Origin of the sequence: Saccharothrix sabaoui, assembly GCF_051756985.1 — a bacterium.
Classification (GTDB): Bacteria; Actinomycetota; Actinomycetes; order Mycobacteriales; family Pseudonocardiaceae; genus Actinosynnema.
In genome coordinates, this window is record NZ_JBPKJK010000206.1 from 1 (window position 1) to 13,949 (window position 13,949).

Consider the following 13,949-nt stretch of genomic DNA (forward strand, 5'->3'; position numbering starts at 1 on the left):
TCCACGGTCAGCCGCACGCCGGTGGCGATGTCCACCTCGGGCTTCCAGCCCAGCTCGGCCCGCGCCAGCGACGCGTCGATCGCCGAGGCCCGCAGGTCGCCGAGGCGGGCCGGGGCGAACTCGGGCTCGTCGGCCACGCCCGCCGCCTGCGCGACCAGGGTGTGCAGCTCTCGGTCGGACACCTGGTGGGCGGTGCCGATGTTGTAGCGCTTGCCGCCGCCCGCCTCGCCGGAGGCCGCGACGAACGCCGACACGACGTCCTCCACGAACACGTAGTCGCGGGTGTTGCCGCCGTCGCCGAACACCTTCGTCGGGCGGCCCGCGAGCAGCGCGGACGCGAAGATCGCCACCACGCCCGCCTCGCCGTGCGGGTCCTGCCGGGGGCCGTACACGTTGGCCAGCGCCAGGTGCGTGCACTCCACGCCGTACAGCTGCCGGTAGGTGTTCAGGTACACCTCGCCGGACACCTTGGACGCCGCGTACGGCGACTTCGGGTTGATCGGCACGGACTCGGCCACCGGCAGCACGTCGGGCGTGCCGTAGATGGAGCCGCCGGAGGAGGCGAACACGACCTTGCGGACGCCGGCGAGGCGGGCGGCCTCGGCCAGGTTCACCGTGCCCAGGACGTTCTTGGTGGCGTCGAGCAGCGGGTCGGCCACCGAGACGCGCACGTCGATCTGCGCGGCCAGGTGGAAGACGACCTCGGGCGCGGCGGCGGCCACGACCTCGGCCAGCTCCGGCGAGGTGATGTCGACCCGCGAGAACGAGTAGCGGTCGGCCGCGGCCGGGTCGGCGGGCTCGGTCCGCTTGCCGCGGCTCAGGTCGTCGACGACGTGCACCTCGTGCCCGTCCCTCAACAGCCGGTCGACCAGGGTGGAGCCGATGAAACCGGCGCCGCCGGTCACTAGTGCGCGCACGAGGAATCTCTCCTGGGGTAGGTCGCGTCGGTGTCCGCCAGCCTAGAACCAGCGCTCCAGGACGAGCGCCACCCCGTCCTCGGAGTTGGCCGCGGTGACCTCGTCGGCGGCGGCCAGGGCGTCGGCGTGCGCGTTGGCCATCGCCACCCCGTGCCCGGCCCAGGTGAGCATGGGCACGTCGTTGGGCATGTCGCCGAACGCCAGCACGCCGCCCGGGTCGACGCCGAGCAGTTCGGCGACGGCGGCCAGGCCGGTGGCCTTCGTCACGCCGGGCGCGGCGAACTCCAGCAGGCCCTCGGTGGTCGACCAGGTCATCGAGAACGCCTCCCCGACCAGCGGGCCGACGGCGCGCGCCATCTCGTCCGAGGTCATGCCCGCGTGCCGGACCAGCAGCTTCACCGCGGGCTTGCCGAGCAGCTGGGCGCGCTGGTGGCCGGGCAGCGGCTGCGCGCCCTCGTCCCACGGGTGCAGGTAGTGCTCGTCGGCGATGAACTCGGGCCCCGCCGGGCCGCGGGCGCTCTCCCCCAGCCGCTCGGAGGCCATCGAGCAGCCCGGCAGGGCCTCGTCGAGCACCGACGCCAGGTCGGTGAGCTGCACGGGCGTGAGCAGCGTCGACGAGACGACGCGGTCCGCGCCGATGTCGTGGACCACGGCGCCGTTCGAGCACACGGCGTACCCGGTGAGGCCGGCCGCGTCGGCGACGTCCGGCACCCAGCGGGGCGGGCGGCCGGTGGACAGGACGAACGGGACGCCCGCCGCGAGCACCCGGCCGACCGTGGCCGCGGTGCGCGGGCTGACCCGGCCGAGGGGGGTGAGCAGGGTGCCGTCGACGTCGGATGCCACAAGGGATGGTCTCTGCACGCCCCCCATCGTGCCCGTCGGATACCGTCGCCGCGTGCGCACAGGGATTGTGATCCTCCCCGAACACCGCTGGTGGATGGCCGAGCACAGGTGGAAGGCCGCCGAGGAGTACGGCTTCCACCACGCCTGGACCTACGACCACATGGGGTGGCGGTCGCTCGTCGACGGGCCGTGGTTCGGCGCCGTGCCGACGCTCGCCGCCGCCGCCGCGGCGACCTCCCGGATTCGGCTCGGCACGTACGTCGCGTCGCCGAACTTCCGCCACCCGGTGCCGTTCGCCCGGGACCTGCTCGCCCTCGACGACCAGTCCGACGGCCGCTTCACGCTCGGCGTCGGCGCTGGTGGCGCGGGGTACGACACGCAGGTCATGGGCAACGAGCCGCCGCGCAGCAGGCAGCGCCGGTTCGAGGAGTTCGTGGCCGCGCTGGACCTGCTGCTCTCGCAGGACCGGACGACGTTCAGCGGCGAGTACTACGAGATCCGCGACGCCCGCGGCTACCCGGGGTGCGTGCAGCGGCCCCGGCTGCCGTTCGTGGTGGCGGCGAACGGGCCGAAGGCGATGGGCGTCGCCGCGCGGTACGGCACCGGCTGGGTGACCACCGGGCCGGAGACCGAGGACGAGGACGCGTGGTGGCGCGGCGTGGCGGGCATCACCGAGCGGTTCCGCGAGGTGCTCGACGGGATCGGGAGGGCGAAGGAGTCCGTCGACTTCCACCTCAACGCCGACTCGTGCCCGGTGTACTCGCTGACCAGCGTCGAGCACTTCCGGGACGTGGTGGGCCGGGCGCGCGAGCTGGGGTTCACCGACCTGGCCGTGCACTGGCCGCGCTCGGAGGGCGTGTACGCGGGCAGCGAGTCGGTGCTGGAGCGGGTGGCGGCCGACGTCCTCCCGGAACTGGTGAGCGGCTAGCGTCTCCGCCGTGCGACGAGTCGTGGTGATCGGTGGCGGGATCGTCGGGCTGGCGACCGCGCGGGACCTGGCGAGGCGCGGGCACGACGTGGTGGTGCTGGAGAAGGAGCCGCGGTGGGCGGCGCACCAGACCGGGCACAACAGCAACGTCGTGCACGCCGGGCTGTACTACAAGCCGGGGTCGTTGAAGGCGCGGATGTCGGTGGCCGGCAACGCCTCCGTCGTCGCCTACGCGCGGGAGAACGGCGTGCCGGTGGAGGTGTGCGGCAAGCTCGTCGTCGCCACCTCGCCGGACGAGGTGCCGCGGCTGGAGGCGCTGGAGGCCCGCGCGCGGGAGAACGGCGTGCCCGCGCGGCGGGTGTCGGCGGCCGAGGCGCGCGAGCACGAGCCCGAGGTGGCGGCGGTGGCCGCGCTGCGGGTGGAGAGCACCGGCATCATCGACTTCCCGGCCGTGTGCGACGCGCTGGTGCGCGAGCTGGACGGCCACGACCTGCGGCTGGGCACGCCCGCGCTCGGCATCCGGCGGGCGCTGTCCGGCGGCGGCGTCGAGGTGGCCACCGGGTCGGGCGTGGTGCGGGCGGACGCGCTGGTGAACTGCGCGGGCCTGCACGCCGACCGGGTGGCGCGGCTGGCGGGCGTGGCGCCGTCGGCGGCGATCGTGCCGTTCCGGGGCGAGTACTACGAGCTGCGCCCCGAGCGGCGGCACCTGGTGCGCGGGCTGATCTACCCGGTGCCGGACCCGGCGCTGCCGTTCCTGGGCGTGCACCTGACCCGGATGCTCGACGGCAGCGTGCACGCCGGGCCGAACGCGGTGCTCGCCCTGCGCCGCGAGGGCTACCGGTGGCGGGACGTCTCGGTCGGCGACGTGCTGGACGTGGCCCGGTTCCCCGGCACGTGGCGGCTGGCGCGGCGGTTCGCCCGGACCGGGGCCGAGGAGGTGCTGCGGTCGCTGTCGCGGCGGCGGTTCGCGGCGAGCCTGGCCCGCCTGGTGCCCGCGGTCGGCGAGGACGACCTGGTGCGCGCGGGCGCGGGCGTGCGGGCGCAGGCGATGCGCGCCGACGGCTCGCTGGTGGACGACTTCCTGGTCGACACCGCGCCGCGGCAGGTGCACGTGCTGAACGCGCCGTCACCCGCCGCGACGTCGGCGCTGGAGATCGGCCGGCACGTGGCCGACCGCGTCGAGTCGAGCTGGACCTAGACCGGCCGGGCCCAGACCTGCCGGACCCCGGGGTCCGGCAGGTCCCGGGCACCGGGGTCAGACCGGCTTGAGCACGTCCAGGCCGCCGAGGAACGGCCGCAGCGCCTGCGGGACGACGACCGAGCCGTCGGCCTGCTGGTGGTTCTCCAGGATCGCCACGATCCAGCGGGTGGTGGCGAGGGTGCCGTTGAGCGTGGCGGCGATCTGCGGCTTGCCGTTCTCGTCGCGGTAGCGCACGTTGAGCCGGCGGGCCTGGAACGTGGTGCAGTTCGACGTCGAGGTCAGCTCCCGGTACGCCCGCTGGCTCGGCACCCACGCCTCGCAGTCGAACTTGCGGGCCGCGCTGCTGCCGAGGTCGCCCGCCGCCGTGTCGATCACCCGGTAGGGCACCTCGATCTTGGCGAGCATCTCCTCCTCCCAGGCCAGCAGCCTGGCGTGCTCGGCCTCGGCGTCCTCCGGCTTGACGTAGGAGAACATCTCGACCTTGTTGAACTGGTGCACGCGGATGATGCCGCGGGTGTCCTTGCCGTACGAGCCGGCCTCGCGGCGGTAGCACGACGACCAGCCCGCGTACCGCTTCTCGCCGTCGAGGATCTCGTCGGCGTGGTAGCCCGCGAGCGGCACCTCCGACGTGCCGACCAGGTACAGGTCGTCGGCTTCGAGCCGGTAGACCTCGCTCGCGTGCGCGCCGAGGAACCCGGTGCCGGCCATGATCTCCGGGCGGACCAGGGTCGGGGTGATCATCAGGCTGAAGCCGGCCGCGGTGGCCTGGGCGACGGCCATGTTCAACAGCGCCAGTTCGAGCTGCGCGCCGATGCCGGTGAGGAAGTAGAACCGCGAGCCCGCGACCTTCGCGCCGCGCTCCATGTCGATCGCGCCCAGCCGCGTGCCCAGGTCCAGGTGGTCCTTGGGCTCGAAGTCGAACTCGCGCGGCGTGCCGACCTGCTTGAGCACCACGTAGTCGTCCTCGCCGCCCTCGGGCGCGTCCGGGTGGACGACGTTCGGGAGGGCGCGGTGCAGCTCGGCCAGCTCGGCCTCGGCGGCGGACTGCTCGGCCTCGGCGGCCTTGACCTCGGCGGACAGCTCCTTGCCCCGCGCGAGCAGCGCGTCGCGCTCCTCGCCGCGGGCACGGCCGACCTGCTTGCCGAACGACTTCTGCTCGCCGCGCAGCGCGTCGGCGCGGGCCACGGCGGCCCGGCGGCGCTCGTCGGCGGAGAGCAGCGCGTCGACCACGGCCTCGTCCTCGCCACGCGCGCGTTGCGACGCGCGGACGGCTTCCGGGTTCTCGCGCAGAGCCTTGAGGTCAATCACACGGAGCAGGGTAGTACCCGGACCGCCGGCGCCCGATCCGGATTGTCGGCGACGTGCGGCAGGATGCGCGCGTGGTCGATCGAGAGAACACCCAGGACCTGCCCGCCGAACTGCTGGACCGGGTGGAGGAGCAGGCGCGCGACGTGGTGCACGGCGGGTTCACCCCGCTGGAGGACGCCGTGGAGGCGGTCGCCGAGTGCTTCGAGGACGAGGACGGCGTCACGGAGGCGGTCGCGCGGTCGGTCGTCGAGCGGGTGTGGCGGGAGCGGGTCGAGGAGCAGGCCGGGTGGCCGGCGACGACGGAGGTGGACCGGCTGCTGGCCGTGTTCGAGGCGCTGGACGACGGCGGGATCGTGGCGCGCCCCGACTTCACGTGCTGCCAGACGTGCGGGCACGCGGAGATCGGCGGCGAGGTCGACCCCGGGGCCGGTGACGCCCGCGGGTACGTGTTCTTCCACCGGCAGGACACCGAGGGCGCCGTGGCCGGCCGCGGGCTGTACCTGGCGTTCGGCTCGCTGGTCGAGGCGGAGGACCCGGCGGCGGCGGACGAGGCCGTGGCGCGCGAGGTCGCGGACGCGCTGGCGGCGGGCGGCCTGCCGGTCGAGTGGAACGGGTCGGTGCGCAGCCGCATCAAGGTCGACCTGGCCGACTGGCGGAAGCGCCTCCCCGTGTCCTGACCAGCCCGCCCGTGTCCTGAAGTCCGCCCGTGTCCTGAACAGCGGGAAGGGGGCGCACCCGGTCGGGCGCGCCCCCTCCGCCGACGGGAGGGCTACGAGATGGCGACGGCCACCACGAGGCCGAGCGCGAAGTGCGCCGCGGCCACGACCACGCTGGCCGGGGCGAAGCGGTCGGACTCGATGAGCGAGCCGATGTCGAGCCGGGTCACCCACTCCAGCAGCCGCACCGCGAGCACCTGGACGATGATGCCGACGACGCCGAAGACCAGCGCCGACAGCAGGCCCTCGGAGAGCTTGCCGGCCGAGCTGTAGATGGCGACGACGATGATCAGCGCCATGCTGACCAGGCCGGCGGACGTGACGATGACCGCGTTCGGGGCACCGCCGCGCACCAGGGCGCTGAGCTTGCCGGGCGTGGTCCAGTCGATGGCGTAGAAGCCGAGGACCATCAGCATCGTGCCGACGATCGCGTACAGGGCGATCGCGCCGATGCCCTGGCCGATGGCGCCGCCGAAGCCGGGGTCCAACGCGAGGTTGGTGTTCACAGACCCTCCAGGGTGGTGTTCTGGTGTCGGGGATGGGCCGCCGGTGAAGGAGCCGGTGACACGGTTGCGGTGCTCACCCGACGATCCGGTGCGGCACGAACGCCGCGCCGTCGTCGGTGACCAGGCCGACGGTCTCCCGGATGCCGAGACCCGCCGAGGAGTCGCCGACGACCCACGCGCCGAGCGCCGGCCGGTAGCCGTCGAACTCGGGCAGCGGGTCGAACAGCTGGTAGACGAAGCCCTCCTTGCCGTAGACCCCGCCGGTCTGGGTCTCGTAGCCGGGGGCGACGATCTGGATGTTCGCGCCCTCCCGACCCAGCCGGGGCTTGCGCACGTACTCCGTGAGGAGACCGGGGTCGTCGAGGAACGCGGGCAGGAGGTTGGGGTGGCCGGGGTACATCTCCCACAGCACCGCGAGCAGCGCCTTGTTGGAGAGCAGCATCTTCCACAGCGGCTCGACCCACAGGGTGCCGGGCAGGCTCTCCACGGCGAAGCGGCCGAACTGCTCGTCGACCACCCACTCCCACGGGTAGAGCTTCACCACGGTGCCCATCGGGGCGTCTTCCAGGTCGACGAACCGCTTGAGCAGCGAGTCCCAGCCGATCTCCTCGATGGCGAGGCCGACGGTGTTCATCCCGGCCTCGGCCGCCGTCTCCTGGAGGTAGGCGACGGTGACGTGGTCCTCGCCCGACGGGTCGGCGCCGGACCAGGTGAAGTGCAGCTCGTTGGACGGCAGCTTGGCGCCGAGCTCGGCCCACCGCTCGACCAGCTTCTCGTGGATCGAGTTCCACTGGTCGTCGTCGGGGAAGACGTCGGTCTTCCAGTTCCACTGGACGACCGACGCCTCCAGCAGCGACGTGGGCGTGTCGGCGTTGTACTCCAGCAGCTTGGCCGGGCCGCCGCCGTCGTAGCGCAGGTCGAACCGCCCGTAGACGTGCGGGTCGCGGCGCTTCCACGACTCGGCGATCGCGGGCCACAGCCACTCCTGGATGCCGAAGTCGCGGTAGCGCTCGGTGAGCACCACGTTGTCGACGGCCTCCAGGCACAGGTTGTGCAGCAGCTCCACGTCCGCTTCGAGGGCGAGGACCTCGCTCATGTCGAAGGCGTAGTGGGCCGACTCGTCCCAGTACGGGCGCGCGCTGCCGTCGACGTGCTTCGACGGCGCGCCGAACACGAGGCCCTGGTCGGAGACGGTGCGCTGCCAGTTCGGCCGGGGCGCGGAGGACTCGCGGCGCACTCAGCTGCCCCCGCTCTTGCTGCCGCCGGAGACCCCGAACCCGCCGCGCTGGATCGTCGTGCCGGACTTCGTGGTGACGTTCGCGCCCTTGGGGATCGTGTAGCTCCCGCCGCTGACCTTCTGGCCGACGGACAGGGGCGCGCTGCCGTAGTGGTAGCGGTAGGAGTTGCCACCGATGTAGATGAAGCCGCCGCTGGAGTACCCGCCGTGCGAGCGCGCGTAGTTGTCGTCGCAGTACTGGTCCTCGACCACCACGCCGTCGTCGGTGCACTGCGCGGTGACGTCGTCGGGGCTGGAGGCGGCGTACCAGATGGCCACCACGCCCACCACGCCCACGGTCACGCCGCCGCCGATGAGCAGGCGCTTGCGCAGCTTCTTCTTGCGCTTCTCCTCGGCCTCCCGGGCCAGCTCCGCCTCGCGCTGCTCCTCGATCGCCTGGGCGCGGGCCCGCTGCTCGGCGAGCGTCGGCGGCCTCGGCTTGGTCCGGCCGGGCTCCTGCCTGCGGATCTGGCCGCGCCCCGCCTGCCCCTGTCCGGGCGAGGGCGGCGGCGCGTACGGCGGCGGCGTCGCGCCACCGGCCGGAGGTGTCGGTCCGTTGCCCGGTCCACCCGCCCCGCCCTGGCCGGGCGAAGCGGCGTTGCCGGTGTTGTCGTTCTCAGTCATCAGCCACTCCCGGCGGGGACGGTACAGAGATCGGCCGCCATGTGGGTGACGAGTGTCCCAAAAGCAACACACTCCACCCGCCCGAAGGCGTCCACGGTCGGCACGGGCATCATGGAGTAGATGTCCACGAGCGCCCGCTGGTTTCGTCGAGCCGAGACACTGGTCATGCTCGGCGCGTTCGCGAGCGCCTTCACGCTGCTCGCGCTGAGCACCTTCACGTCCTGGCCGGTAGGCGCCCGCGGCGTCGTCGCCGGTACGTCGTCGCAGGTCAACCCGGTGCTGGAGGCCCAGGCGGGCGACTGCCTGAACTGGACGCGCAAGGACCTGACGGACGTGGCGAAGGTCGACTGCGCCGGCCAGCACCTGTTCGAGGTGACGGGCGTCTCGGACATCTCCGCCTCGCACGGCCCGCAGGCGCCGTTCCCGGACGACGCCGCGTGGCAGCAGATCAGCCAGGACAACTGCGTGCAGCTGTCCATGGCGTACCTCGGGAACAAGTTCGACCCGTTCGGCAAGTACACCGTCGGCCCGCTCAACCCCGGTGAGCGGCTGTGGGCGCAGGGGCAGCGCACGCTGCGCTGCGGGCTCCAGGTCGCCGGTCCCGCGGGCGGCCTGCTGCCGTCCTTCGGCACGGCGCGCACCCAGGACCAGTCCGACGTGTACGACCCGGGCGTGTGCCTGGGCATCACCGAGGCCCTCGGCGTGGGCGACCCGGTCGAGTGCGCGAAGCCCCACACGTTCGAGATCGTCGGCGTCGTGCCGCTGCCGCCGGGCGACTTCCCGGCGCCGGAGGCGCAGGACGAGCTGATGGCGGGCGAGTGCGCCCGGATCAGCGCCGAGTACACCGGCGGCATGGACCTCAAGGCGGAGGGCCTCATCGTCACCTGGGACACGCGCGCCCCGGAGAGCTGGGCGGCGGGCTCCCACCTGGCGAACTGCAAGATCGGCGCGGTGCCCGTCGAGGGCGGCCTCGCGGCCTGGCAGGGCAGCGTCCGCAACCCCGACGCGCCGCCGCTGACCACCTCGAACCCGCCGCAGACGACGGCCGTGCAGCAGGAGGACGCCACCGGCGCGCCGCTGCACTCGCAGTCGAGCAGCAGTTCGGCCGCGCCCCCGTCGTCGGACGCCCCGGAGCCGTCGGGTTCGTCCACGACCACGACGCCCACCACCACGACGACGAGGTGACGCCGTGCCGGTCGAGATGTCCCGACAGCGCTTCGAGGAGCTCGTGGGCGAGGCGCTCGACCTGATCCCCGCCGAGTTCGCGTCGGCGATGGACAACGTCGTGGTGCTGGTCGAGGACCGCCACCCCGAGGAACCGGGCCTGCTGGGCCTCTACCACGGCATCGCCCTGCCGCTGAGAACGACGGACTACGGCGGCGTCCTCCCGGACCGCATCACGATCTACCGCGAGGCCCTGCTCGACCACTGCTCGTCGGAGGACGAGGTCGTCGACGAGGTCGCGGTGACCGTGGTGCACGAGGTCGCGCACCACTTCGGCATCGACGACGACAAGCTGCACGAGCTGGGCTGGGGCTGACCGCCGCTCACACCGGCACGTCGACGCCCGTCCACGACGTGCACAGCCACCCGTCGCCGGTGTCCTCCAGCACGACCCGGCCCGTGTTGGGCAGCAGGCCGGACTCGGCGAGCGCCGGCCGGACGTTGACCGCCAGGGCCAGCGCCGCCATGCGCAGCGACGCGCCGTGGCTGACCAGGACGACCGTGTCGGTGTCGCGGTGCCCGGCGGTGATCTCCCCGACCGCCCGCAGGTAGCGGTCGAGGACCTGGCGGCCCGTCTCGCCGCCCGGCAGCGGCACGTCCAGGTCGCCCTCGGCCCACCGCTTGACGACGGCGATGAAGATCTCGAACGCCTCGCGGTCGTGCCGGCCCTCCAGGTCGCCGCAGAAGATCTCCTGCACGCCGTCGACGACCCGCACCTCCAGGCCGTGCGCGGCGGCGACCGGGGCCGCCGTCTGCTGCGCGCGGATCGCCGTGCTGGCGTACACGGCGGCCACCGGCTCGTCGGCCAGGGACTCGGCCAGCGCGGCGGCCTGCGCGACGCCCGCCTCGGTCAGCGGCGGCCCCGGCGGCAGCGAGTCGAGGGCCATCTTCAGGTTCGACGCGGTCTCGCCGTGCCGGACGATGATCAGCTTCACGCGCCGTGCCCCCTCCGTACGGCGGACAGCCACTCGGCCGCCGCCACGAACTCCTCGTTGCCCGCGACGGGCCCGCCCGGCTCGGCCTTCGGGTACGAGCCGAGGAACCGGGTCTCCGGGCAGTGCCGGCGCAGCGCGGCCAGCGCGTCGCCCACCCGCGGCTCGGCGACGTGCCCGTCGAGGTCGACGTAGAACCGGTACTCGCCGAGCCTGCCCTTGGTGGGCCGCGACTCGATGCGGGTCAGGTTGATCGAGCGCAGCGCCAGCTCGGCCAGCAGGTCCGCCAGCACGCCCACGCGGTCGGGCGCCGTGCAGACGACGGACGTGCGGTCGTGGCCGGTCGGCTCGGGCAGCGCCCCGGGCGGTCGGACGAGCAGGAAGCGGGTCTTCGCGTCGCGCACGTCGGCGACGTCGGTGGCCAGCACCTCCAGCGGGTAGTGCCGCACCGCCACGGGTGCGCTCACCGCCGCGTCGAACTCGCCGTCCAGCACGGCCCGCGCGGCGGCGGCGGTGGACGTCGTGGCCACCACCCGCGCGGACGGCAGGTGCTCGGCCAGCCAGTGCCGGACCTGGGCCAGCGCGTGCGGGTGGCTGGCGACCGTGCGGACCGGCGCGCCGGCGGACCTGGTGAGCACGCTGAACCGCACCGGCAGCACGGCCTCGGCGACGGCGACCAGCGGCTCGCCCTCGGTCAGCGCGTCCATCGTGGCGGGCACGGCGCCCTCCACGGAGCTCTCCACCGGCACGCACGCGGCCTGCGTCGCACCGCGCCGCGTGGCGGTCAGGGCGGCGGGGACGGTGTCGAACGGGACCAGCTCGTCCTGCGGGGAGGCGAAGCCGCGTGCGGCCTGCTCGGTGAACGTTCCCTGCGGTCCGAAGTAGGCGAGCACGGCCGCAACCATACGAGGCCCACCACCGGTGGGCCTCGTTGAGGCGAGGATCACCCGGCCGGCGCATACCCGCCCCCGTTCCGCAGCACGCGGTTCTCCTGGAATGCTGGGAGGTGTGTCCGCCGATACGGAGGGTGAGATCAACGCTCCGGTAGTAGTTCCCCGTCTGGTGCTGTGCGCCGTCGACGAACCACTGGCCAGCGCGTGGCTCGGGGTGGCCGACGGCAGGGCAGGCGTCGAGGTGCACCGGGGCTCGGTGCTCGACATCGTCGCCGAGGCCGTCGTGAGCCCCGCGAACTCGTCCGGCTGGATGCGCGGTGGCATCGACGCCGTCTACGCGCGGGCCTTCCCGCACGTCGAGGACAACGTCCGCCGCGCCGTGCTCGCCCTGCACGGCGGTGAGCTGCCGGTGGGCGAGGCGGTGGCCGTGCCGACCGGCGAACCCGAGCCGGAGTGGCTGATCAGCGCGCCCACCATGCGCGCCCCCGGCGAACTGCTGCCCGAGGACACCGTGCACCCGTACCTCGCGGCGCGGGCCGTGCTGCGGCTGTGGCTCGGCGGTCGGCTCGACGACGGCAGGCCGCTGCGCGAGGTGGTGCGCACCATCGCCATGCCCGGTCTGGGCACGGGTGTGGGCGGCGTCGCGCCCGCGACGTGCGCGCGCCAGGTGGCGGCGGCGTGGGACGAGGTGTTCAGCCCGCTGCCGCGCCGGTAGCCACCTCCCGGTCGAGTTGTCCACAGGTCTGTGCACAGCTCTGTGGACAACTGGGGCGAAGGGGTGGACAACTAGCGCGGCGCGACCCATCGTTCGAGGTCGAGCTCGTCGGTGATGGGGATGCCGTAGTCGCCCACGCTGGGGATCTCCGGCTTGAGGCGGCGCGACTCGCGGACGGCGTCCGGCCGCAGCGCGGTCAGGCGGAACCCGCGGCGCTGGTAGAAGCGCAGCGCGTCGAGGTTGTCGTTGGTGGTGGTGAGCCGGACGCGCGAGCAGCCGAGCTGGCGGGCCCGGTGCACGGCGGCGTCGACGAGGGAGCTGCCGACGCCCCTGCCTCTTCGCAGCGCGTCGACCGTGACGATCTCCAGGTGGCCGTCGGTCGCGGCGTAGGTGAGCAGGCCGACGACCTGCTCCTGCTGCTCCACCAGGAACCCCGGCAGGCTCGCCGGGAAGAACACCTGGCCGTGGGCGACGGCCGTGTGCGCCCCCCACAGCTCCAGCACCAGTCGGCCGACGACGATCCGGTCGGCTTCCTCGATCGCTCGTACGAACATCCCTGCACTGTGTTGGCGTGCGCGTGCGGCCGGTACCGGCATTCGACCTATGGTGGGTTCGTGCCCGTGCGAGTGTTGCTCGTTGACGACCATGAGGTGGTTCGCCGAGGACTGCGCGAACTGCTGGAGGACGAGGACGACATCGCGGTCGTCGCCGAGGCGGGTGGCGTGGACGAGGCGCTGGTGCGCGCCGCGGCGTCCCGGCCGGACGTGGCGGTCGTGGACGTCCGCCTGCCCGACGGCGGCGGGGTCGAGCTGTGCCGGCGGCTGCGGTCGTCCCCCTCGCCGCCGCGCTGCCTGGTGCTGACCGCGTTCGACGACGAGGAGGCGCTGGTCGGCGCGATCATGGCCGGCGCGTCGGGCTACCTGCTCAAGCAGGTGCGCGGGCAGGACCTGGTGCACGCGGTGCGCGAGGTGGCGGCCGGGCGCTCCCTGCTGGACCCGCAGACGACGGCGCGCGTCCTGGACCGCCTGCGGCGGCCCGCGGAGGTCGACGTGCTGGACGCGCTGACCGAGCAGGAGCGCCGGGTGCTGGACCTGATCGGCGAGGGCCTGACGAACCGGCAGATCGCCGAGCGCCTCTTCCTGGCCGAGAAGACGGTCAAGAACTACGTGACCGCGGTCCTGTCCAAGCTGGGCATGGAACGCCGCACCCAAGCCGCGGCCTGGGTAGCCCGCCGCTCCCGCTGACCCGCCCCTCCCGCGAGAGTCCAACCCCCAGGCCCCGAGAGTCCAACCTCCAGGTCCCGAGAGTCGTACCTCCAGGCCCCCTGAGTTCTTCGTTCGGGCACCCCGCTCGCCGGACCTGAGCGTAGAACTCAGAGGGCCTGAGCGTTGGACTCTCGAGGTCTGGGCGTTGGACTCTCGGGGGTCAGTGGGGGAGGGGGACGTGCCAGGTGATGGTGGTGCCGGTGCGGGGGGACGAGGTGATCTCGCAGCCGCCGCCCGCGGCGTGGGCGCGTTCCTCCAGGTGGCGCAGGCCGCGCTTGGCCACGCCGCGCGGGATGCCGCAGCCGTTGTCGGCCACCTCCAGGCGCAGGTGGTCGGGGGTGCGCAGCACGGTGACGGCCACGTGGCCGGCCCCCGAGTGCCGGACGACGTTGGACAGGGCCTCGCGCAGCGCGGCGCGGGCGTGGTCGGCGAGGTCCGCCGGGACGTCGGTGAGGTCGCCCTCGACGCGCACCTCGGGCGCGTGGCCGAGCAGTTCGCCGGCCGTGCGGGCCTCGGCCAGCACGGAGCGCCCCAGGTCGGCGTCGGCCGGGGTGCCGGGGTCGGCGCTGCGCCGCGCCGCGTCAGGTGGCATCCCACGATC

The 13,949-nt window shown here is 73.6% G+C and carries 17 protein-coding genes; 7 read left to right on the forward strand and 10 right to left on the reverse strand.

Annotation, left to right across the window (positions count from 1 at the left end; genetic code table 11):
- Both ACR807_RS37405 and ACR807_RS37410 read right to left on the reverse strand, forming a co-directional pair.
- A partial coding sequence (locus ACR807_RS37405) for an NAD-dependent epimerase/dehydratase family protein (protein ID WP_438926246.1) occupies positions 1–917 on the reverse strand: 917 nt, incomplete at its 3' end.
- Between the two features lie 42 nt (positions 918–959).
- A complete protein-coding gene (locus tag ACR807_RS37410) occupies positions 960–1,778 on the reverse strand; it encodes an HAD family hydrolase (RefSeq protein WP_438926247.1) in 819 nt (272 codons plus the stop codon).
- Positions 1,779–1,812: 34 nt separating this feature from the next.
- Here ACR807_RS37410 and ACR807_RS37415 point away from each other — a divergent pair, with 34 nt between their 5' ends.
- Complete coding sequence (locus ACR807_RS37415) at positions 1,813–2,688, forward strand: LLM class flavin-dependent oxidoreductase (RefSeq protein ID WP_438926248.1); 876 nt, start codon at positions 1,813–1,815, stop codon at positions 2,686–2,688.
- A 10-nt stretch (positions 2,689–2,698) separates the two neighbouring features.
- Entirely contained in the window at positions 2,699–3,886 is a 1,188-nt protein-coding gene (gene lhgD, locus ACR807_RS37420) for an L-2-hydroxyglutarate dehydrogenase (protein ID WP_438926249.1), read from the forward strand.
- A 57-nt stretch (positions 3,887–3,943) separates the two neighbouring features.
- Here lhgD and serS read toward each other — a convergent pair whose 3' ends face one another.
- On the reverse strand, positions 3,944–5,197 hold the full coding sequence (gene serS, locus ACR807_RS37425) for a serine--tRNA ligase (RefSeq protein WP_438926250.1): 1,254 nt from the start codon (positions 5,195–5,197) through the stop codon (positions 3,944–3,946).
- Between the two features lie 71 nt (positions 5,198–5,268).
- Between serS and ACR807_RS37430 the strand changes: the two genes are divergently transcribed.
- Positions 5,269–5,874 carry a DUF6891 domain-containing protein gene (locus ACR807_RS37430; RefSeq protein ID WP_438926251.1) on the forward strand — a complete coding sequence of 202 codons (606 nt, stop codon included), beginning with the start codon at positions 5,269–5,271 and terminating at the stop codon, positions 5,872–5,874.
- A gap of 92 nt (positions 5,875–5,966) precedes the next feature.
- Here ACR807_RS37430 and ACR807_RS37435 read toward each other — a convergent pair whose 3' ends face one another.
- The 3 genes from ACR807_RS37435 to ACR807_RS37445 form a co-directional block, all read right to left on the reverse strand.
- Positions 5,967–6,419: a DUF350 domain-containing protein gene (locus tag ACR807_RS37435; RefSeq protein ID WP_438926252.1), complete on the reverse strand. Its 453-nt coding sequence runs from the start codon at positions 6,417–6,419 to the stop codon at positions 5,967–5,969.
- Between the two features lie 73 nt (positions 6,420–6,492).
- On the reverse strand, positions 6,493–7,656 hold the full coding sequence (locus ACR807_RS37440; RefSeq protein ID WP_438926253.1) for a glutathionylspermidine synthase family protein: 1,164 nt from the start codon (positions 7,654–7,656) through the stop codon (positions 6,493–6,495).
- Positions 7,657–8,319: a hypothetical protein gene (locus ACR807_RS37445; protein WP_438926254.1), complete on the reverse strand. Its 663-nt coding sequence runs from the start codon at positions 8,317–8,319 to the stop codon at positions 7,657–7,659. It lies immediately after the preceding gene.
- Positions 8,320–8,439: 120 nt separating this feature from the next.
- Between ACR807_RS37445 and ACR807_RS37450 the strand changes: the two genes are divergently transcribed.
- Entirely contained in the window at positions 8,440–9,504 is a 1,065-nt protein-coding gene (locus ACR807_RS37450; RefSeq protein WP_438926255.1) for a septum formation family protein, read from the forward strand.
- A 4-nt stretch (positions 9,505–9,508) separates the two neighbouring features.
- Positions 9,509–9,859, forward strand: a complete 351-nt coding sequence (locus ACR807_RS37455) for a metallopeptidase family protein (RefSeq protein ID WP_438926256.1) — start codon at positions 9,509–9,511, stop codon at positions 9,857–9,859.
- A gap of 7 nt (positions 9,860–9,866) precedes the next feature.
- Here the strand turns inward: ACR807_RS37455 and ACR807_RS37460 are convergent, their stop codons facing one another.
- Together ACR807_RS37460 and pheA are read right to left on the reverse strand one after the other, a co-directional pair.
- Positions 9,867–10,478, reverse strand: a complete 612-nt coding sequence (locus ACR807_RS37460; protein WP_438926257.1) for a histidine phosphatase family protein — start codon at positions 10,476–10,478, stop codon at positions 9,867–9,869.
- Positions 10,475–11,380: a prephenate dehydratase gene (gene pheA, locus ACR807_RS37465; protein WP_438926258.1), complete on the reverse strand. Its 906-nt coding sequence runs from the start codon at positions 11,378–11,380 to the stop codon at positions 10,475–10,477. The genes ACR807_RS37460 and pheA overlap by 4 nt, the downstream gene beginning before the upstream one ends.
- 91 nt (positions 11,381–11,471) lie before the next feature.
- On the opposite strand from pheA, the gene ACR807_RS37470 reads away from it, so the two are divergent.
- Positions 11,472–12,083 carry a macro domain-containing protein gene (locus ACR807_RS37470; RefSeq protein ID WP_438926259.1) on the forward strand — a complete coding sequence of 204 codons (612 nt, stop codon included), beginning with the start codon at positions 11,472–11,474 and terminating at the stop codon, positions 12,081–12,083.
- 71 nt (positions 12,084–12,154) lie between these two features.
- Here the strand turns inward: ACR807_RS37470 and ACR807_RS37475 are convergent, their stop codons facing one another.
- Positions 12,155–12,637: a GNAT family N-acetyltransferase gene (locus ACR807_RS37475; protein WP_310310840.1), complete on the reverse strand. Its 483-nt coding sequence runs from the start codon at positions 12,635–12,637 to the stop codon at positions 12,155–12,157.
- A 60-nt stretch (positions 12,638–12,697) separates the two neighbouring features.
- Between ACR807_RS37475 and ACR807_RS37480 the strand changes: the two genes are divergently transcribed.
- Entirely contained in the window at positions 12,698–13,327 is a 630-nt protein-coding gene (locus ACR807_RS37480; RefSeq protein ID WP_438926260.1) for a response regulator, read from the forward strand.
- A gap of 181 nt (positions 13,328–13,508) precedes the next feature.
- Here ACR807_RS37480 and ACR807_RS37485 read toward each other — a convergent pair.
- Positions 13,509–13,949: sensor histidine kinase (locus tag ACR807_RS37485; RefSeq protein ID WP_438926261.1), on the reverse strand; the 441-nt coding region annotated here is incomplete at its 5' end.

Coding starts and splice junctions, on each gene's coding strand:
- ACR807_RS37445 (WP_438926254.1), bottom strand. CDS start 8,319: ATGACTGAGAACGACAACACCGGCAACGCCGCTTCGCCCGGCCAGGGC.
- ACR807_RS37450 (WP_438926255.1), top strand. CDS start 8,440: ATGTCCACGAGCGCCCGCTGGTTTCGTCGAGCCGAGACACTGGTCATG.
- pheA (WP_438926258.1), bottom strand. CDS start 11,380: ATGGTTGCGGCCGTGCTCGCCTACTTCGGACCGCAGGGAACGTTCACC.
- ACR807_RS37470 (WP_438926259.1), top strand. CDS start 11,472: ATGCTGGGAGGTGTGTCCGCCGATACGGAGGGTGAGATCAACGCTCCG.
- ACR807_RS37475 (WP_310310840.1), bottom strand. CDS start 12,637: ATGTTCGTACGAGCGATCGAGGAAGCCGACCGGATCGTCGTCGGCCGA.